We start from the raw sequence: 19434 nt of genomic DNA on the forward strand, positions 1-19434 counted from the left end.
CCCCCCCCCCCCCCCCCCCCCCCCCCCCCCCCCAGCTCCCTCCCTCGGACGCGATTCTCACCGGGATGAGAAGCTCACCCCCCTCCCTAACCCTCCCCCCACAGGGGGGAGGGAACAAAGCCAAGCCCCCGGTACGTTCCGTTCACTTCTCCGTTTGCACGTTCGCCCGGAATCGCTCTGTAACTCGGCTTCGACTTGACCCACTTCCGGCGGCGGTGCGAGAATAGAATACCTCTTGAACGCTCCGCCCTTTGACTCGGGCCAACCCGAAAGGACCACCACCAACCATGCGACACCTTTTACTCAGCCTCGTGCTGGCAGCCACGCTGCTCACGTCCGCGCGAGCTGATGAACCCGCCGTAAAACCAAGCCAGGGCAACTACGCCGTGCTCATCGGCGTCAGCCAGTTCGACGACAAGGCGATCCAGCCGCGGCCGACCGCCGACGCCGACGCGAAGGCGATGTACGACCTTGTCACCAACCCCGGCTACCTCGGCATCCCCGCGAGCCGCACCGTGCTGCTCACGTCCACCGCCGACGAGAAGCGGAACGGCCGCACGGCGACGAAGGACAACATCCTCAAGGCGATCCACGAGGCCGTCGCGAAGACCGGCAAGGACGACCTGCTCGTCATCGGGTTCTTCGGCCGCGGCGCGCCGGTCGGGTTCGACAAGGTCGCGTTCTTCGCCAAGGAGAGCACCGTCGCCGACCGGGTGAAGAACGCCGTCTCGGGCGAAGAGTTGTCCAACGAGATGAAGGCGGTCAAGCCGCAGCGTCTGCTCGTGCTGACCGACCTCGCGTTCAAGGGGTTCGACGCCGGGAAGGAGACGCTCGCGGAGCCGAACACCTACGCCATCCTCGCCGGGTTCTACGGCACGGTCAGCGACAACAAGGACAAGGAGGAGGAAGAGCCGCAACAGATCCGCGACAAGGTGATCGCGCTGTCCTACCTGCCGGGCAACGACCCGGTGGCCGTCGGCGAGAACGGGCTGTTCGCGAAGAGCGTGGTGGACGGCCTCAAGGGCGCGGCCGACACGGACGGCTACGAGCCGGACGGCGTGGTGACGGTCGATGAACTGGCGAAGTACCTCGACAAGGAGGTGACCGACCAGGCCCGCAAGCTCGGCAAGACGACGAGCGAGAAGGAGGCGGTCCCCGTCGTCGTGGGCACGACGACGGCCCACTACGTCATCAGCAAGACGCCGGCGTACCCGGCCGCGAAGAAGCGGGCCGACGCGTTCGCCGAACTGGTCTCGAAGGGTACGCTGCCGAAAGAGGTCGCGGAAGAAGGCAAGCGCTACCTCGACCGGATGCCGAAGCTGAAGACGCCGCAGGAGCTTCGCAAGAAGTACCAAGAGCTGGCGGACGCGAAGATCACGGCCGAGGAGTTCTCCGCCGCCCGCGAGAAGCTAAAGGAAGCGATGAAGCTGCCGCGGGAGGATGCGGACAAGTTCGTCGAGACGGTGCAGATCGCCGCCGAGACAATCAAGCTCAAGTACGTGAAGCCGGTCGAAACGGGGGCGCTGACCGCCGGCTCCATCAAGGGCATGTTCAAGCGGCTGGACGAGGTCGTGCCCGTGGACCTCGAGAAGAAGTTGAAGGACGGCAAGGCGCTCACCGACGACCAGCAGAAGGCGCTACTCTTCGAGGCCCGCAACGCCCTGGGTAAGCGGGAAGACCTGGACGACGGCAAGGACGTAGACCTGGCGCTCGTGACGATGGCGGAGGCCACGGAAGACCCGTACACGGTCTACGTGGACAAGGAGACGATGAAGAAGGAAGAGAGCCGGTGGCGGTCGCAGTACAGCGGCATCGGCGTCCACATCCGCCGCGACCTCGCCCGCGACGGGCTACTCGTCGTGTCCCCCATTAAGGGCAGTCCCGCGTACAAGGCCGGGATGCGGGCCGGCGACCTCATCACGGAAGTCCGCCGCGACGCCGACCCGGACGGCAAGCCGCTGCCGGAAGGCGCGCCGAAGGTTATCTCGCTCAAGGGCATGAAGACGGACAAGGCCATCGAGATCATCCTCGGCAAGCCGGGGACGCCGATCACCGTCGTCGTCGAGCGGGAAGGGGAGAAGGAGCCGATCGTCTACGACCTGCAGCGCGGCCGGGTGAGCCTCGAAACCGTCCTCGGCGTGAAGCGGGACGAGAAGGACAACTGGAAGTTCCTCATCGACGAGGAAAACAAGATCGGGTACGTCTACATGACGCAATTCGGCCCGCAGACGGCCGGGGAACTCCTCCGGGCGGTGGACAAGCTGTCGAAGGAGGGGATGAAGGGGTTCGTTCTCGACCTGCGGTTCAACCCCGGCGGCGCGCTCGGCGGGGCGCTGGCCGTGTCCGACATGTTCCTGGAAAGCGGCCTCCTGCTGAAGATCAAGCCGCGGCAGGGCAAGGAGGAGCGGTACTACGATCAGGGTGACCCCGGCATGAACTTCACGCGGTCGAAGTTCCCGATGGTCGTACTCGTCAACGGCGGCAGCGCGAGCGCGTCCGAGATCGTGTCGCAGGCGTTGCAAGACTACGACCGGGCCGTCGTGATCGGCGAGCGGTCCTACGGCAAGGGGAGCGTGCAGACGGTGGACCCGTTCGACCGGACCGGCGGCGTGTTCAAAATGACGACCGCCCGGTACTACCCGCCGCTCGGCCGGAACATCGACAAGCGGAGCACGCCCGGCAAGCCGGAAGACGAGTGGGGCGTGCAGCCGAACAAGGGGTTCGAGATCAAGCTGACCCGCGAGGAGCGGCAGGAGCTGGCCGAGTTCCTGCTGGACAAGGAACACATCAAGCGTGCCGACGACCCGAAGAAGGCGAACAAGCCGCCGGTCAAGGACAAGCAGCTCGACGCGGCGCTGGAGTACCTGAAGAAGGAAATCCAGGCCAAGAACGGCGGCGGCGAGAAGAAGAACGGTTGAGCCGGTTCTAACGGTCGGCGAAAGCCGACCGGCCGCACCAACTTTACCCGCCGGGGATTCCCGGCGGGTTTCGTTTTTTATCGGTCTGGCGTTGGAGAATCCGCGGGTCGCCGGAGAATTCAGTGAAGTTCTTCGCGGAGTGATCCGAAAGGCGGGCGTCATGAACCGGCTGTGGTGGGGACTCTTCGGCGTGGCTGTTCTCGCGAGTTCGACCGGCTGCCGGACGTGCGACAGCCGCTACCGGCTGTTCAAGCGGGACGCGTGCGACGTGCCGACGCGACTGGCGAGCGTGCCGCGGGCGGACGCGTGCCCGACCGGGGTGGCGTCGTTCCAGCCGGGGTACTCGGTTCCGATGACGGGAGCACCGACCTACGTGCCCACCGTTCCGCCCTCGTCCGGGGCCATCGAGACGATCCCGCCGACGTTCGTGCCGGCGACGCCGATGCCAGCCGTGCCGGGCGGCTCGGCAAAGAACGTGTTACCACCGCCGCAACCGCTCACGCCGCCGACCGGCGTGGTCGGCTACCCGAAATGAACGAAGCCCGGCCAAATGGCCGGGCTTCTTGCTGCTCCGATGGCGTTATTCCACCGTCACACTCTTCGCGAGGTTCCGCGGCTTGTCCACGTCGCAGCCACGGAGAACCGCAATCTCGTAGGCGAGTAGTTGCAGCGGGATCGACACGACCAGCGGTTGCAGGTACTCCGGCACGTCCGGGACGGTAATCATGTCATCCGCGACGGCCTCGACCTCGCGGTCCCCCTCGCTGCACACGGCGATCACCGGGCCGTTGCGGGCCTTGATCTCCTGCATGTTCGACATGACCTTGTCGAACACGTTGCCCCGCGGGACCAGGAACACGCTCGGCGTGTTCTCGTCCACCAGCGCGATCGGCCCGTGCTTCATCTCCGCGGCCGGGTAGCCCTCCGCGTGGATGTAACTGATTTCCTTCAACTTTAGCGCCCCCTCGAGCGCCACCGGGTACAGGTACTGGCGGCCGAGGTACAGGCAGTTGCGGCAGTCGGCGTACCGGTTCGCGATCTTCTTCACCTGCTCGTGGCAGCCGAGCGTCTTGCGGATCACGTCCGGCAATGCCCGCAACTCCTCGATGATCCGCTGGCCCTGGATGCTCGACAGATGCCGCATCCGGCCGAAGTAGAGGGCGAGCATGGTCAGCACGGTCGTCTGGCTGGTGAACGCCTTCGTGCTGGCGACGCCGACCTCCGGCCCGGCGTGCAGGTAGACGCCGCCGTCCGCCTCGCGGGCGATGGTGCTGCCGACGACGTTGCAGATGGCCAGCGCCGGGTGGCCCATCCGCTTCGCCTCCCGCATCGCGGCCAGCGTGTCGGCCGTCTCCCCGGACTGCGTGATCGCCAGCAAGATCGTGTTCCGGTCCATCGGCGGGTTGCGGTAGCGGAGCTCGCTGGCGTACTCGACCTCGACTGGCATCCGGGCCAGTTCCTCGAACAGGTACTCGCCGACCATGCCGGCGTGGTAGCTCGTGCCGCACGCCGTCATGACCACCCGCTCGACGCCCCTCAGTTGCTTCGCCGTCAGGTTCAGCCCGCCGAAGTGGGCCGTCGCGTCGGCGTCGTCGAGCCGCCCCCGCATCGCGTTCGCGATCGTCTCCGGCTGTTCGTAAATCTCCTTGAGCATGTGGTGCGGGAAGTCGCCCTTCTCGGCACCGCCCTCGCCGAGGAAGTGCTGAATGTCCTGCACCGTCGCGTCCACCGTGTCGAGGTCCTGGTTGCGGATGACCCACGACTCGGTGTCGAGCTGGCAAATCTGCCGGTCGTTGAGGTAGACGACCTTGTCCGCGAACCCGGCCAACGCGTTGGCGTCGGAGGCCAAGTAGTGGCCGTCGTCACCGATGCCGATGACGAGCGGGCTGCCGAGCCGCGCCCCGACGATCACCCCCGGCTCGGCCTTCGAGACGGCGGCCAGCCCGTAGGTCCCTTTCACGAGGTCGAGCGTCCGTCGGACGGCGTCGAGCAGGTCGCCCTGGTAGGCGCGGCCGATCAGGTGCGCCAGCACCTCCGTGTCCGTCTGCGAGTGGAAGACGACGCCCTCGGCCTGGAGCTTGTGCTTCAGGCCCATGTAGTTCTCGATGACGCCATTGTGGACGACGGCGATCGTCCCGGTCGCGTCGAAGTGCGGGTGCGCGTTCTGGTCGGTCGCCCCGCCGTGCGTCGCCCACCGGGTGTGGCTAATGCCGAACGTCCCCGGTGCGGGGGTCGTGTTCACCGCCTTCGCCAGCTCCGCGATGCGGCCGGCCTTCTTCCGCAGGTGCAGGCTACTCCCCGTACCGGTCACCATGCCGGCGCTGTCGTACCCGCGGTACTCCAGCCGCCGCAGCCCTTCGAGCAAAATCGGCGACGCCTCGCGCTGCCCTGTAAACCCGATGATTCCGCACATTATCTGGTGTCTCCGGATGGAACGAGTTTCGGTTTGGAGAGGAGCGAGCGACGGTCAACCTTTGACGGGAAGAACGCGGTCCGTCGTCACGGGTTCCGCGACGACACAAAACCCGCAGCCTTCGTAGAGGGGGCGGAGCGACTCTTTGCTCGTGAGCATCACGTAGGGGGCCTTGTGGAGATAAGCGTGGTGCAACGCCGTCCGCACGAGCTGGCCGGCGATCCCCTGGCCGCGGCTCTCCGGCTTCACAACGACGTAATCGATCTGCCAGTTCACCGGCGAGCTGACGAGCAGGAACCCGTCCAGGTTCCCCTCGGCGTCGCGGTGGGCGGCGACGTACCGCACGCACGGCCAGATCGCCAGGAACTTGCTCCGCGTGCGGAACTGCTCGCTGAGCAGCCCCCACACCACCTTGCACGCGAGTTCGTCCGCCAGGAACTCCTGGACGGGTAGGAACTCGCACAACTGACCGGTCTGCGGTTCGACGGGCTTGAACAGGTAATGCAACTCGGCTTCTTGGCTCATTCCCCACCTCAGTTGAGGTTTGAAGACGGGACTCGTCGTCAGGGGCGAATTCGAGGCCGACGACTGAGCTTTGTACCGAATTTTTATGCGCGATGGGAAGGGCAAGTGCCGCACGAAAACGACGAGGGGCGCGTCTGACGACACGCCCCTACGCGACTTGTCGGGAAGGCCTCTACATGCTCGGCACACGACCCTGCGGCAATTCAGACGCAACAGGAACCACCGCCGAAGACTTCGACAGTAACCCGTATTTCTTCATCTTCTTGTAAAGCGTTACCCGGCTCACGCCGAGCAATTGTGCAGCCCGTGTACGGCTGTAGGCAGCCTTCTCGAGTGCCCGAATGATGACCGTCCGCTCCGTCGTCTCGCGGTTCTGCGCCAGCGAACTCGGGTGCGGGATCGTCGCCGAATCGCCGTTCGCCGTTGGCGACTGCCGCACGATCGGCGACAGGTTCGCCACCTGCAACTCCTCGCCGGTACACGTCAGCACGGCCTGTTGGATGACGTTCTCCAGTTGCCGGATGTTGCCCGGCCACGGGAACGTCTCGATGGCCCGCATCGCGGCCGGGTGGATCGAGACGATCTTCTTGCCGAACTTCATGCTGTACCGGCCGACCATGCCGCGGACGAGCGGCCCGATGTCCTCCGGGCGTTCCCGCAGCGGCGGGAGCTGGAACGTGATGACGTGCAGCCGGTAGTAGAGGTCGCGGCGGAACGTGCCCCGCTCGACGGCGTCCGCGAGGTTCCAGTTCGTCGCCGCGATGATCCGGGCGCTACACTGGTGCGTCTCGTTGCTGCCGACCGGCTCGAACTCGCCCGTCTCGATGACCCGAAGCAGGTTCGCCTGGTGCTCGAGGCCGAGGGTGTCGATTTCGTCCAGCAACAGCGTGCCGCGACCGGCGGCGGCGAACTTGCCGACCTTGCCCGTGTCCGCCCCGGTGAACGCCCCCTTGACGTGGCCGAAGAACTCGCTGGCGATCAGGTTGCCGGACAGCGCCCCGCACCCGACGACGAGGCATCGCTCCGCGTGGCGGTCGGAGCATTCGTGGATGAGCCTCGCGAGGTGCGTCTTGCCGGTCCCGGTCTCGCCCTCGATCAGCACGGTGACGTCGTGTGCCGCCGCGATCTGGAGCTGCTCGACGAGGCCGTGCAAGGACGGCGTGAGTTCGCACAGCTTCCGGCGGATGCGCTCGGCCGTCGGCTCGTTCGCGAGGTCGGTGAACGGCGTGCCTTCCGTCAGCGTGCGGCGGACCCAGTTGTTCAGTTCCTTGATGTGCGTCGGCCACGTCCAGAGGCCGTCGAGCAGGGGCGTAGCCGGCTCCAGCCGACGGGTCATCGCGAACTCTTCGGTCTGCAGCACGCCGACGCGGGCGGGGAACTGTTGCAGGCGGATGGCGCGAACGGCCGTCTCGATGCGGTCGGCGTCCTGCGGCTCGGAGGCCAGGAAGACGATCAGCCCGTCGGTCTCCTGCGTGACTAGGTGCGGCAGGTCGTCGAACCGGACGACCGGGGCGGTCAGGAGGAACGTCTTGTGGACGTGGGTTTGGACCGACTGGCCGAACCGGTGGTCGGTGGCGACGAACAGTAGACGGCGGGCGAACGACATAACGTTCCGGTCTCCGAGCGGTCGGCGCGGTCCACGCGGGACGGCCGACGAACGCCCTTGGGCACAAGGCGTGGGTGGGTCCGCGCGGCCGGCGATTCGTGCCGACGACGGCGGGCCGAGGCTAACGGTGTCGCGCTGGGGTGTCCGTACCGGCGCACACAGACAACGGGTGATCAGACCCGAAGGTTCGCGGGGACGGGTGTGTCGGGCGATCCACAAGACCGGGGGCCGTGGGGGTGGCCGCCAGAAGGCTGTTCGCGTCCGTGACGCTGGCTGGGGTGCATCCGGTCGTTAACAGTCTTTACGCCACCAATTGGATGTGGGCAAATCGTCAGAATAAAAATCGCGACAACCCGAAAGGTTCCCACAATTTGCAGAGATTTCCATGCGCCCGGCGCGAGGATTCAACGGCGGGAGAACGTCGCCGCCCGCCCCGAACTCAATCAAGGAATGCCACGCACGATTTCAGGCCCGATCCATTGCGTGACGCGAATCGGCAGCCGCTGCCAGAGTTGAATCGCCCGCAGGTACCGCGGGTTGTCCGGCCGCATCTCGCCGAGCTGCCCGGTGCGGAGGTGGTACTGCCACGTCGCCGGGGACGGCTCCGCGCCCCACTGTTTCTTGAACTTGAACGTCGCCCCGTCGAGGGTCGAGCGGCCGAAGTCGAAGACGGCCTGCTTCCGCTCGACGGCGCGGGTCAGCAGGTGGTTGTACATCAGCATGTTCGCGCAGGTGTGGTTGAACTCCCGCAGCGAGGACGCCGTCGGCACTTCCGTGATGCCGTTCCCGTGGGTGAGCAGCGCCGCGGCCACGGCCTTGCCGTCGAGGTAGACGAGGCACAGTTCGGCCCGGCCGGGGAAGGTTTCGAGAATGCTCGCGAAAAAGCTCCGGGCGTAGATCGGCGTGCCGAGGTCCCGCATGTTGTGGCTCATGACGGAATAGAAGTCGTCGAGCCGGTCGAGGCCGCCCCACGCGACGGTGAGGTTGCTCTTCTCCCCCTTGCGGACCTGGTTTCGGACCTTCGCGTCGAGCTTCTTCCAGAGTTGCTCCGTCGTCGCCGGCAGCTTCAGCCGCATCTGCACCTTGGAAGTCATCGTCCCGTTCAAGAGCGGGTGCGGGATCGGCGTCTCGTGCCGCAGTTCGAGGTGGCGGACGTTCAGCTCGTCGGCCATCTGAATCGCGCGGTCGATGAGGACCGTCTGCACGTCCGGCGACGCGGCGACGACGCCGTTGCTGTTCAGGTACGGCAGGCTGACGAGGAACCGGCCGAACAGGATGCTGCTGACGTAGGCGAGCGGCAGGAACCCGCAGACCTGGCCGTCGGCGGTGCGGGCTTCGATCGCGTAAACGTCATGCCGGAGGCCGTCGCGGAGGACCGGCAGCCACCGCGGGTCGCGGCCGAGGCCGACCGGGCCGGCCCCGGTGGCGAACGCGGTCAGGTCTGGCAACCGCTGTTGGACCGCGGCCGCGGAATGGACCCAAACTCGGAACGGCGGCGTCATCGGGCGAATCATGGTGGGCGTCTCGGGTGTGGGTATTTGACGCTGTCAACGGTCGAGTAGTTCGTCGTAGATCGCCTTCATCTTTTCCATCCGGGCCGGGAAGCTGTACCGCGTCTCGATCGTCCGCCGGCCGGCCGTCTGGCACAGATGCCGCAGGTCGGCGTTCGTCAGCACGGCGGACACCGCGTTCGTCAGCGCGGCCTGGTCGCCGGGCGGGACGAGCAGCCCGTTGCGGCCGTCCTGGATGAGCCGCGGGATGCCGTTGATCCGCGTCGCGACGCACGGCACTTCGAGCGCCATCGCTTCGAGCAGTACGTTCGGCAACCCCTCGCGGTAGCTGCTGAGGGCGAAGCAGTCCATCGCCTCGAAGTAGGTTCGCACGTCCGACTGCCAGCCGGGGAGCCGCACGCGGTCTTGGATGCCCAACTCGCGGGCGATGCCTTCGAGCCGCGGCCGGTCGCCCCCCTCGCCGACGACGACGAGGCTCACGTCCAGCCCCTTTTTGAGCAGGTCAGCAATGGACCGGATGAGAACGTCGAACCCCTTCTCCTCCGCCAGCCGGCCGACCGCGCCGACGAGGTAGCCGGCCGTCGGCAGGCCGAGCTTCGCCTTCGCCTGATCGACGGCCAGCGTCCGGGCGTACTCTTGCGTGTCGATGGCGTTTTCGAGCAGCACGCACTTCTTCGCCGGGACGCCCGCCCGCTGGCACTCCGTCACGAGGTCGTCCGACACGCAGATGACCCGCTCGTACCGCGGCAGGCAGAACTTGTCGATCCGGTAGTACATCGGCGTCCGCGTCGTGTGGTGGACCCACCCGTGGACGGTCGTGACCAGCTTCATCGACCAGAAGCGTTTGAGAAGCAGGCCGAGGGCGTTCGTCTTGTAGTCGTGGCCGTGCCAGATGGCGACCCGCTCGCGGCGGCACACGTCGAGGAGGCCGGACACGACCCGCCAGTCGAGCGGCCCGCGGTCCGGGATCGACACGAGCGGGGCGCGATACCGCTGGGCCTTGCGGATGATCTCGGCGTAGCCGGGGTCGCCGGGCGGGTGGAGGTAGCCGCAGACCATCTTGTACCCGAGCGGGTCGAGGAACCGCGGCGAGTTGAGGATCGTCTTGTCCGGCCCGCCGCCGGACCCGGTGACGACGCGGGTGTCGAACACGACCGGCGGCCGCGCGTCAAGCTTGCGACGGGCCACGGGGGTTCTCTTCGGCTCGGCAACGAGGGTCATAAAGGCGATCTCGGGTCTAATCTTGTCCTGGGACCGCGGGCGTCCCGCCCGCCCACCTTCCCGGCTCCGGGGACCGGCCTTTCGCGGCTGGGGCCGTGGCGGGCGGGACGCCCGCGATCCCAGGTTTCAAACTTCTCAACGGCTGAGCACGACGACCGGTTCCGGGGTGCGGGCGGTCTCGCACGCCGCGGCGATCTTCTGAATCAGCGGGTCCAGGCAGCGGTCCCAGTGGTGGTGGTCCTCGACGAACCGCCGCCCCTCGCGGCCGAGGCGGTCGCGGAGGGCGGCGTCGCCGAGTAGTTCCACGACGGCGTTCGCCCACTCGTCGGGGGTCGTCGCCTTGAGCAGGTCGCGGCCCGGCTCGGCCTTCAGCGCCGCGAGGGCAGGGGGGGCTACGACCGTCGCCTTCCCCAGCGCGAGCGCTTCCAGCACCTTGTTCTGCAACCCGCGGGACAGCCGCATCGGCACGACGGCGACCGCCGCTTCCGCCAAGTGTGGCCGCACGTCCGGGACCTGGCCGATCAGCCGCACGCCGGGGAGGGCCGCGAGCTTCTGCACCTCCGGCGTCGGCTTGCGGCCGATCAGCCAGAACTCGGCGTCCGGCCGTTTCGCGCGGATCAGCGGCCACACGGCGGTCGCGAACCAGACGGCCGCGTCCACGTTCGGCAGGTAGTCGAGCGCCCCGACGAACGCCGCCGCAGGTTTCGTCGGCGCGGCGGTCGGGCGGAAGTAGTCCAGGTCCACGCCGTTGGTCGCGACGGTCGCGGCCCCGGCCCCGGCGACCTCGTCGAAGATGTCCGCCTCGGCCCGGCTGACGAGCGTGGCCGCCTTCGCCCACGTCGGCAGTGCGGCCTCCAGCTTCCGCACGCGGGAGCCTTCCAACCGGAACAGCAGCGACTTCGGGAACGGCTTGGACGCCGCGAAGTCCTGCCACTTCCGGCTGTCCACGTCCACCACGTCCACGAACGCCGGGACGCCGCGAAGGGCCGGCCGTCGCAGGTACGGGATCAGGCTCGTGGCCGAAACCGCGGTCGCGGCGAACGGCGTTGCCGCGTGCCACGCCTCGGCGGTGCGGGCCAGTTCCTTCGAGAAAAACGCGCCTTCGGACAGGCTGCCGCCGGTCAGGAAGGACACGCCCGCCCCGGCGAGGCGGCCGAACTTCGTCGTGGGGATGATCGCCACCCGCTCGCACAATTCGCCGAGCGTCCGCCGCGTCCCGTCGCTGACCGGCTCGTCGGCGAGGCAGCCGAGGCTGACGCGGAACCGTGCGGCCAGTTGCCGCAGTAGGTGGAAGTTCCGGATGCGGTCCCCCTTGTCCGGCGGGAACGGCACGCGGTGCGTCAGGTAGAGTACGCGCGGGGACATATCGTCTCGGCCCCGGACCGGTCCGGGGTGGGCTGCCCGTTCGCGACCGGCCGGTCACTCAGACGGGTTGAAAGTTCGGCTCGACTTCGACGGCGGGGGTGAGCTTGCTGGAAAACACCTCCGCCACCGTGTCGCGGTGGGGGAGGAAGAACAGCCGCCGCAACCACCGCGGCTTCATGCCGGCCGCCTTGAGGACCGTCGCGGCCAACAGCCGCACGTCCAGCCAAAGGCTGTAGTTCTCGATGTAATAGAGGTCGTACACGACCTTGTGGCGAACGCTGTTCACGTCCTCGTCCGCCGGGAGCTGGACCTGGGCCAGCCCCGTCACGCCCGGCTTCACCAGCAGCCGGTGGCGGTAGCCGGGGACGTGCCGCTCCAATTCCAACTTGTCCACGATCGTCTTCCGCTCCGGCCGCGGCCCGACGAGACTCATTTGAAGCATCAGCACGTTGAACAGTTGCGGCAACTCGTCCAGGTGCGTCTTGCGGAGGAACTTGCCGAACCCGGTGATCCGCATGTCCCCCTTCGTGGACCACGCCGCGCCGCCGGTCGTCAGCTCGATGTTGTGCGTCATCGTGCGGAGCTTGATGATCCAGTATTCGCGCCCGCCGCGGCCCATCCGGGATTGCAGGTAGAACCCCGGCCCCGGCGAGGTCAACTTCACCAGCGCCCAGCAGGCGGCGATGACCGGCAGCGCCGGGACGAGCAGCACGGCCGCGGCCGTCCAGTCGAAGAACGTCTTCGTGGCCGAGTACCACGTCGCCGCCGGGGCGACCGGCACCACGGCGGTTGGGTCCACGGCCTCGACCGCCGGCCAGGCGGCCGCCCGGCGGCACGGGTCGTCGGGTTGCGGCGTCACGTCCATGTGCGTCCTCGGGGCGAGTGGGTCAAGGTACGTCCGCTCCAAAGTTACTTCGGTCCCAAATTCTCTTGCACGGCCGGGAAGAACGCGGCCAGGAATTCCTCGGTCGGGTCGGCGGCGGTCGGGTTCGTCGCCAGGGCGTTCAGCCGCCGGGAGACGTACACCTTGTACAGCACCGGCTGCCGCACGAACTCGTACCGGGCGTCGTCGGACGCGACCCAGACGCCGTCGAGCGTCCACGCCCAGTTCACCTGGAGGGAGACGGCCGGGAACGTGTCCGTGTCGAACCGGGCCGACCAATAGCCACTTTTGCCCTTCGGCGTTGCTTCCGCGAGTTCTTTCTTCGCCGGCGAGCCGACCGGCCGGTAGCCGGACCCGGCGTAGCAGCGGTTCGGGTCGTGTGCCCCGATCTCGGTGGCCGGTCCCGCGAGCACTACGACGGAAAACACCTCGTTGGTTTTCGGGTTCCGGTACGCCCGCGAGGTCACCGCGAACGCCCCGGTCCGCTCCAGTTGCCGCGGGTCGTTCGGGAGCGTCTCGCCCTTCCAGTCGCCGACCGCGTTGGGGATGGCGTCCAGCTTCGCCTGCGTCTCCTGGATCGTGGCCTCGTCCGCCCGGCCGGTCGAGTTCCGCAACTCGAACCCGCCGGCCGCGCACAGGGCCAGAATCGCGACGCCGATCACCGCTCCCCGCATGCCGTCCTCCGTTACGCGGGCAACTGCTTGACGTAGTTGTACCCGTAGGCGTGGATGTCCGTCTTGATGCCGTTCACCACCGCGCCGAGCAGCGGGATGTTCAGTTGCGACAGCCGCTCAGATGCGTTCAGCACCTTCGGCAGCTGGCTGATGTCTTGCAGGATCGAGATCAGCACGCCGTCCACGTGCTGGCCGATGAGCAGCGAATCGGCGACCGGCAGCACCGGGCAGGAGTCCACGACGATGAAGTCGAACTGCCCGCGGAGCCGGTTGAACAGCGATTCGAGCTGGTGGCCCTGTGCGAGTGCCGCGATGACGCGGTTGGAACACTGCCCGGCCGGGATGACCCAGAGGTTCGGCACGGTCGTCGCCTGCACCGCGTCGCTCACGTCCAGCTCGGACAGCAGGATTTCGGAGCAGCCCGGCGCGAGCGGCAGGTCGAACAGGCGGTGCATCGACGGGTTGCGGAGGTCGCAGTCCACGATGAGCGTCCGCAGGCCGGCGGTCGCCATGCTCGTCGCGAGCTGGCTGGAGAGCGAGGTCTTCCCCTCGCCCTGCATGGCGCTCGTGACCATAATGACCTGCATGTTGTGCGTCTTCGCCGCGTGCAGGAGCATCGTCCGCGTGCTGTTCACGGACTCGTTGAGGATGAACCGCCAGTTCTGGTTGGCATCCGCCTCGCCGGTCTTGATGCTCTGCCGGGTCGGGAAGGCCGGGATCGTGCCGACGACCCGCATGCCGATCTCGTTGACGACCTGATCGACGCTGTCCACCCGCCGGGTCCGCCACTCGAGGAACGCGACGAGGACGACGACGGCGAGGAACGCGGCGGCCCCGACCATCGCGCTGTACAGCATCTTCTGCCGCTGGTTGTGGTTGTACATGATGACCGCGGTCTCGCGGACCTTGATCCGCCCGGTCGCGTCCGCCCACAATTTCAATTCTTCGATCTGCCGGTCGAGGTTCTGGAGCTGCTCGACGGTCGGCTTCAACCGCTCGTACTGGGCGGCGACCTTCATCGACTCCTTGTTCAGCCGAACGAGGTCCGCCTCCAATCCTTCCAGGGCGCTCGCGTACTTGGCGACGTTGGACGCCAGGCCGCTGCGCTCCTCCCGCTCCTTCTGAAGCCCCTTCTCGATCTCGTCGCGGCGGTCCGCCCGGAGCTTCTTCTCCACGTCCGGCCGCCGCTGCGCGGTCAGCGCCGTCCGCTTCTCCTTGAGCAGCTTGATGTCGTTCAACAGCCCCGTCAGCTTCGGGTGTTCCTTGTTCACGTAGAGCTGGAAGTTTGAATCGTACTTCAACTGCGTCGCGTCGATCTCGGCTTGAATCGCGAGGAGAAACGTGTCCTTCTCGCGGATCAGCACGGCCTCGATTTCCTCGTCCGAGTACCGCTTCTTGGCGATGAAATCCAGTTCGATCTTGGCGTCCGCCTCCTTCTTGTCGATGGCCGCGAGCCGCACCTCGGCGGTCTGCTTCTCGACCTTGATCCGGCGGATGTCTTGCGTGCAGTTCTCGACCTGCGCCCGCAGGATGTCCGGCGTCTGCGGGGCGTTGACGTTGCTGCCGAGCTTGCTGTTGTAGAGTTGCTCGTCGAGGTCCTTCATGAGCCGCTGGCGGGCCGTGACGAGCTTGTCCTTGTGCTTTTCCCGGTCCTTGTTGAGTTCGGACGCCGACTCGCTGCTGAACATCACGATCAGCACGTCGAGGACCTTCTTCAGTTCCTCCGGCTTGTCGCCGTTCATCAGCACGGCCATCAGGTCCGGGGCGTCCCACCGCAGGCGGATGTTGTCCTCGATCACCTTCGCCGGGTCTTCCGACCCGGTGATGAACTCGACGCGGGCCAACTCCGGGCTTTGCGCGACGCGGTTCAGGAGCGTCCGCGTCTTGATGAGGACCATCTGGTTCTGCTTGAACGACTCGTGCCCGTCGTCGGACGACGCCGCGCCGGGCAGGACGCCCATGCGGTTCGGGGTGATTTCGAGCAGCGCCTTGACCTGGTGCTTGCCCTGCGGGGCGGCGATCCAGAGCGCCACGGCCGCGGCGGCGGCGACGAGCAGCCCGAGGAAGCTGGCCAACACCCATCGCCGCTTGAAGGCGTTGAGCAGGCCGATGAACGTCGGCACGTTCCGGGCGGCCGGCGGCGGCGGGAGGACGACGTTGTGGTGCGGCGCGCCGTAGGGGCCGGTCGGGACCGAGTACGTCGGGGGGGCATACGGGGCCAGGGCCGCGCTCGCCGACTGATCGCTGTCACCGGGACGACGCATTACACAGCTCCTGACGGTCGCTTCGAGAACACGAACCAAATCCGGCCGTCGGGAAGCCATCGCGGAGAACGGAACGAATCGAGGGGCCGTTCAGTTCTCGCCTCAGACTGATTTCTCAGCCCACGACGGATTGCACGTCTTATGCCGGATCGACGGGTTACACCGCCCGAGAGTTTGCCATGACTGAATTCCCCGTGGTATTTACGTCATTTCAAACGGTTTTTTTCGTCCCGCTGGGCGCGGACGAAACGGGCGAGGGCTGCCGAGATTTCGGACAGACCTGGTAACTTTCCTACATTCCGATGCAATTCGTTAACTTCGTGTAAACTTTCGACCGGGCCCCAACGGCTTTGACCAGCATAGTTCACACTTCGGCCGCAGGCGAAGGGGCGGGGGCCGCGGCACGCAGGCTGATTTTACACAATTCGGGTGGGGATGACCGTAACGGTCGTTTTAGTTGTACCGGGTAGCTGGGAATGACGATGAAACGGGGGAACCACGGGCGGCCGCGCGGTTGGCGCGGCCCGTTCGGGGACGTGTTGCCGTCGCTCAGGAGGAACGTCGAATGTTCCGGTCCCGGCCCTTACATCGGTTGACGTTGGCGGTGGCGGCGGTGGCGGCGGGCCTCGCCGGGGCCGGGTGTCATTCGGCCCCGAAGAAGCCCGTCGAGGCTATCCCCGACCTGCGGCTGCCGAAGGAACTCGACAAGGTGACGCACCCGACGTACACGGTCGAGTCCCCGGACATCCTGCTCATCGAATCGACCCGCACGATCCCGCTGCCGCCGTACAAGGTGCAGCCGCTCGACGCACTCTTGCTCGTCGGGAAGGACGACAGCCCGGACGAGCCGATCAAGGGCATTTACCCCGTGGAGCCGGACGGCACGATCAACCTCGGCGAGACCTACGGCGGCAAGCACCAGGTCGCGGACCTGACCACGCAGGAGATCGAGAAGAAGATGACCGCGGACTTGCGGAAGATCTTCAAGACGATCTCCGTGAGCGTCTCGCTGGCGTCGTCCGGCCGCGGCGTGCAGCAGATCGCCGGGCAGCACCTCGTCCGCCCGGACGGGACGGTCGGCCTCGGCGTGTACGGCAGCGTGTACGTCGCCGGCATGTCGCTCGTGCAGGCGAAGCAAGCGATCGAAACGCACCTGTCGAAGTTCCTGTACCGGCCCGAGGTGAGCGTGGACGTGTACTCGTACAACTCGAAGTGGTACTACGTCATCACCGACTTCGCCGGCAGCGGCGAGCAGGTCGTCCGGCTGCCGGCGACCGGGAACGAGACGGTCCTCGACGCCATCTCGCAGGTCGGCGGGCTGTCGGCCGTGTCGTCGAAGAAGCTCTGGATCGCCCGTCCGGCCCCGTCCGGCGTGGACGACCAGATTCTGCCGGTGGACTGGAAGGCGATCACCCGCCGCGGGAAGACGTGTACCAACTACCAGGTGCTGCCCGGCGACCGGGTTTTCGTGATGGGCCAGCCGCTGACGAAGTTCGACACGTACTTCGGCCGCGTCCTCGCCCCGGCGGAACGGGCGTTCGGGTTCACCCTGCTCGGGGCGACGACCGTGCAGCAGGTGCAGGGGCAAGGCGGCCTCTTCGGCAACAACAACTAGGGTTGTAGCGGTCGCGCGGGTCGGACCGCCGCCGGCCGACGAATCTGAAAACCCCCGACGGCCGCGAACTCCACCCGCGAGTTCGCGGCCGTCGATGCTTTCCCGGCACGAGTCGCGGACGACCCCGGTTGACGGCCGACTGCCGCGAGGTAGCCTGACCGATGCCGCCCGGTTCGCCCGCGACTCGGAGGGAAGCGATGACCAGTACCCCGCGATACGCCCTTGCCGCGACGATCCTGCTGTTGGGTTCCGCCGGCGCGTGGGCGCAGCCGCAGCCCGCGATGGGGCCGGCGCGGTCGCCGTCGTTCAGCCCGTACTTGAACCTGCTCAGCCGCGGGGCGACGCCGGCCGTGAACTACTTCGGCATCATCCGCCCCGGCCAGCAACTGGCGCAGCAGCAGACGGCGCTCCAGCAGCAGCTCGCCCAGACGAACCAGACGCTGAACTCGGCGGCGACGGGGGCGGCGAACGACACGCTCTTCACCGGCCGCGGGGCGACGTTCGGCTTCTACTCGCACTACTTCAACAACAGCCCGGCCGCCGGCGGCGGCCTCGGCGGGTTTGCCGGCGGTTCCCGCGCCAGCGGCGGGTTCGCCGGCGGCGGCGGGGCGATGTCCGCGTTCGGTCGCCCCAACGCGAACACCGGTCAGGCCCCGCGGGGCGGGAACCGACCCGCCGCCCGCGGGGCCGGCGGCGTCGGGGGCGTCCGCAGATAAGTCTCGATCCCGTTGCGAAAGGATTCGACCATGCTCCGTCACACCCTCGCCGCGGTCGCGGCGACCCTGGCCCTGACCCTTTCCGCGACGGCCGGGGACAAGGGGCCGCGGTACGTCCTCGGCCCGTCGAAGCTGCCGAAGTCGTACCCGATCTTTGAACACAAGTTCATCAAGGGCATCCCCGGCCCGACGGTCTCGTGCAACGGCGGCAGCTGCTTCGGCTACCACCACACGCAGTGGCGGTCGTGGGCGGAGGCGTGCAACGAGCCGCAGAGCGTGATCGTGGACGCCGGGTCGCCGGCGACGACGATGCCGCCGGCGACGCCGATGCCGCCGGCCGCGAACGGCAACGGGAACGGGACGCCCAAGGCCGAACCGAAGAAGGCCGACCCGCCGAAGGCCGAGCAACCGAAGAAGGAAAACACGTCGATCCCGCTGCCAGCCCCGCAGAAGTTGCCGGCCCCCGCGGCGAAGCCGGTGACGAACTTCGAGATCGTCATCCCGGCCCCGGCGGTCCCGGCCAACGTCGTGAAGCCGACCGGCTTCGCCCCGACGCTCATCGTGCCGGTCCCGTCCAAGTGAAGTCGGCCGGACACCGGCGACCGTTCTCGTAGAAAAGAATCGCGCGAGGGCCGGCCCTCGCGCGGTTCTTTTTTTGTCGTCCGGACATCGGGGGCGTGATGGCGAAGCTCAGCGTCGTGACCGGCGGGGCCGGGTTCATTGGGTCGCACGTGGTGGAGGAACTGACCCGCCTCGGCCGGCCGGTGCGGGTGTTCGACAACTTCAGCACCGGGCTGCGGGAGAACTTCGCGCACCTGCCGACGAAGCCGAAAATCGTCGAAGGCTCGCTCGCCGACTACGCGGCGGTCGAGGCGGCCGTCGCCGGGGCGGACGTGGTGTTCCACCTCGGGGCGATGGCGTCGGTCGCGAAGAGCCTGGAGCAGCCGCTGGAGTGCCACGCCGTCTGCGCGACGGGGACGCTGAACGTGCTGGAGGCGGCCCGCAAGCACAAGGTCCGGCGGGTGGTGTACGCGGCGAGTTCCAGCGCCTACGGCGGCGCGGACGACCCGAACGGGCAGGACGAGGCGACGCCGCTTCAGACCCTCTCGCCCTACGCGGCGGCGAAGCTGGCGGGCGAGCTGTACCTCCAGGCGTTCGCGGCGAGCTACGGGCTGGAGACGGTCCGGCTGCGGTTCTTCAACATCTTCGGCCCGCGGCAGCGGGCGGACAGCCCGTACAGCGGCGTCATCGCGATCTTCATCGCGGCGATCAGCGGTGGCCGCGTGCCGTCGGTCCACGGCGACGGCGGCCAATCGCGGGACTTCACCTACGTGGCGAACGCCGTGCAAGCGGTGCTGAAGGCGTCCGAAGCGCCGGGCGTGTCCGGCCGCGTCTACAACGTCGGCACGGGCAAGAGCGTGTCCGTGTTGGAACTGGTTTCGGCACTGAACAAGTTGCTCGGCACGAGCGTGACGCCGACGCACGGCCCGGCCCGCGTCGGCGACGTGCGGTTCTCGAAGGCGAAGATCGACGCGATCCGAGCCGACCTCGGCTACGAGCCGACGGTGAGCTTCGAGGAAGGGCTGCGCCACACACTGGAGTGGTACAAGACGATCAGTTGACGTTGATTTGTAGGGCGGGTCAAGGCTTTGCGCCGACCCGCCGGGGTTACTGTCACCGACGGCGGGTCGGCGCAAAGCCTTGACCCGCCCTACAAGATCCG

The 19434-nt window shown here is 67.4% G+C and carries 15 protein-coding genes; 6 read left to right on the forward strand and 9 right to left on the reverse strand.

What is annotated here, in order from left to right; translation table 11 throughout:
- Positions 1-287: 287 nt before the first annotated feature.
- Positions 288-2918, forward strand: a complete 2631-nt coding sequence (locus AC5JJ2_RS24425; RefSeq protein ID WP_495860659.1) for a S41 family peptidase — start codon at positions 288-290, stop codon at positions 2916-2918.
- 139 nt (positions 2919-3057) lie between these two features.
- The gene (locus tag AC5JJ2_RS24430) at positions 3058-3453 is read left to right on the forward strand and encodes a hypothetical protein (RefSeq protein ID WP_495860660.1); all 396 of its coding nucleotides are present in this window, start codon (positions 3058-3060) and stop codon (positions 3451-3453) included.
- A gap of 45 nt (positions 3454-3498) precedes the next feature.
- On the opposite strand, the gene glmS is transcribed toward AC5JJ2_RS24430, so the two are convergent.
- From glmS to AC5JJ2_RS24475, 9 genes are all read right to left on the reverse strand, one after another.
- Positions 3499-5331 (reverse strand): glutamine--fructose-6-phosphate transaminase (isomerizing), encoded by a 1833-nt coding sequence (glmS, locus tag AC5JJ2_RS24435; RefSeq protein WP_495860661.1) that lies wholly within the window; start codon positions 5329-5331, stop codon positions 3499-3501.
- Between the two features lie 54 nt (positions 5332-5385).
- Positions 5386-5856: a GNAT family N-acetyltransferase gene (locus AC5JJ2_RS24440; RefSeq protein ID WP_495860662.1), complete on the reverse strand. Its 471-nt coding sequence runs from the start codon at positions 5854-5856 to the stop codon at positions 5386-5388.
- Positions 5857-6028: 172 nt separating this feature from the next.
- Entirely contained in the window at positions 6029-7462 is a 1434-nt protein-coding gene (locus AC5JJ2_RS24445) for a sigma-54 interaction domain-containing protein (RefSeq protein WP_495860663.1), read from the reverse strand.
- Between the two features lie 443 nt (positions 7463-7905).
- Positions 7906-8976, reverse strand: a complete 1071-nt coding sequence (locus AC5JJ2_RS24450; RefSeq protein ID WP_495860664.1) for a FemAB family XrtA/PEP-CTERM system-associated protein — start codon at positions 8974-8976, stop codon at positions 7906-7908.
- A 33-nt stretch (positions 8977-9009) separates the two neighbouring features.
- Positions 9010-10161, reverse strand: coding sequence for a glycosyltransferase (locus tag AC5JJ2_RS24455; RefSeq protein WP_495860665.1), 1152 nt, complete (start codon positions 10159-10161; stop codon positions 9010-9012).
- A gap of 168 nt (positions 10162-10329) precedes the next feature.
- On the reverse strand, positions 10330-11559 hold the full coding sequence (locus AC5JJ2_RS24460; protein ID WP_495860666.1) for a TIGR03087 family PEP-CTERM/XrtA system glycosyltransferase: 1230 nt from the start codon (positions 11557-11559) through the stop codon (positions 10330-10332).
- 58 nt (positions 11560-11617) lie between these two features.
- Positions 11618-12424: a sugar transferase gene (locus AC5JJ2_RS24465; RefSeq protein WP_495860667.1), complete on the reverse strand. Its 807-nt coding sequence runs from the start codon at positions 12422-12424 to the stop codon at positions 11618-11620.
- A gap of 44 nt (positions 12425-12468) precedes the next feature.
- Entirely contained in the window at positions 12469-13116 is a 648-nt protein-coding gene (locus tag AC5JJ2_RS24470; protein ID WP_495860668.1) for an exosortase-associated EpsI family protein, read from the reverse strand.
- 11 nt (positions 13117-13127) lie between these two features.
- Entirely contained in the window at positions 13128-15380 is a 2253-nt protein-coding gene (locus AC5JJ2_RS24475; protein WP_495860669.1) for a polysaccharide biosynthesis tyrosine autokinase, read from the reverse strand.
- A gap of 565 nt (positions 15381-15945) precedes the next feature.
- Here AC5JJ2_RS24475 and AC5JJ2_RS24480 point away from each other — a divergent pair.
- From AC5JJ2_RS24480 to AC5JJ2_RS24495, 4 genes are all read left to right on the forward strand, one after another.
- Entirely contained in the window at positions 15946-16995 is a 1050-nt protein-coding gene (locus AC5JJ2_RS24480) for a polysaccharide biosynthesis/export family protein (protein WP_495860670.1), read from the forward strand.
- 197 nt (positions 16996-17192) lie between these two features.
- Positions 17193-17711 carry a hypothetical protein gene (locus tag AC5JJ2_RS24485; protein WP_495860671.1) on the forward strand — a complete coding sequence of 173 codons (519 nt, stop codon included), beginning with the start codon at positions 17193-17195 and terminating at the stop codon, positions 17709-17711.
- Positions 17712-17741: 30 nt separating this feature from the next.
- Positions 17742-18293: a hypothetical protein gene (locus tag AC5JJ2_RS24490; protein ID WP_495860672.1), complete on the forward strand. Its 552-nt coding sequence runs from the start codon at positions 17742-17744 to the stop codon at positions 18291-18293.
- A 98-nt stretch (positions 18294-18391) separates the two neighbouring features.
- Positions 18392-19333 (forward strand): NAD-dependent epimerase/dehydratase family protein, encoded by a 942-nt coding sequence (locus tag AC5JJ2_RS24495; protein WP_495860673.1) that lies wholly within the window; start codon positions 18392-18394, stop codon positions 19331-19333.
- Positions 19334-19434 lie beyond the last annotated feature (101 nt).

This window comes from Limnoglobus sp., from assembly GCF_059499385.1.

Bases quoted from the DNA above. Each gene is read 5' to 3' on its own strand.
- AC5JJ2_RS24425 (WP_495860659.1), top strand. From the start codon at position 288: ATGCGACACCTTTTACTCAGCCTCGTGCTGGCAGCCACGCTGCTCACG.
- glmS (WP_495860661.1), bottom strand. From the start codon at position 5,331: ATGTGCGGAATCATCGGGTTTACAGGGCAGCGCGAGGCGTCGCCGATT.
- AC5JJ2_RS24440 (WP_495860662.1), bottom strand. From the start codon at position 5,856: ATGAGCCAAGAAGCCGAGTTGCATTACCTGTTCAAGCCCGTCGAACCG.
- AC5JJ2_RS24445 (WP_495860663.1), bottom strand. From the start codon at position 7,462: ATGTCGTTCGCCCGCCGTCTACTGTTCGTCGCCACCGACCACCGGTTC.
- AC5JJ2_RS24450 (WP_495860664.1), bottom strand. From the start codon at position 8,976: ATGATTCGCCCGATGACGCCGCCGTTCCGAGTTTGGGTCCATTCCGCG.
- AC5JJ2_RS24460 (WP_495860666.1), bottom strand. From the start codon at position 11,559: ATGTCCCCGCGCGTACTCTACCTGACGCACCGCGTGCCGTTCCCGCCG.
- AC5JJ2_RS24465 (WP_495860667.1), bottom strand. From the start codon at position 12,424: ATGGACGTGACGCCGCAACCCGACGACCCGTGCCGCCGGGCGGCCGCC.
- AC5JJ2_RS24470 (WP_495860668.1), bottom strand. From the start codon at position 13,116: ATGCGGGGAGCGGTGATCGGCGTCGCGATTCTGGCCCTGTGCGCGGCC.
- AC5JJ2_RS24475 (WP_495860669.1), bottom strand. From the start codon at position 15,380: ATGCGTCGTCCCGGTGACAGCGATCAGTCGGCGAGCGCGGCCCTGGCC.
- AC5JJ2_RS24480 (WP_495860670.1), top strand. From the start codon at position 15,946: ATGTTCCGGTCCCGGCCCTTACATCGGTTGACGTTGGCGGTGGCGGCG.
- AC5JJ2_RS24485 (WP_495860671.1), top strand. From the start codon at position 17,193: ATGACCAGTACCCCGCGATACGCCCTTGCCGCGACGATCCTGCTGTTG.
- AC5JJ2_RS24490 (WP_495860672.1), top strand. From the start codon at position 17,742: ATGCTCCGTCACACCCTCGCCGCGGTCGCGGCGACCCTGGCCCTGACC.
- AC5JJ2_RS24495 (WP_495860673.1), top strand. From the start codon at position 18,392: ATGGCGAAGCTCAGCGTCGTGACCGGCGGGGCCGGGTTCATTGGGTCG.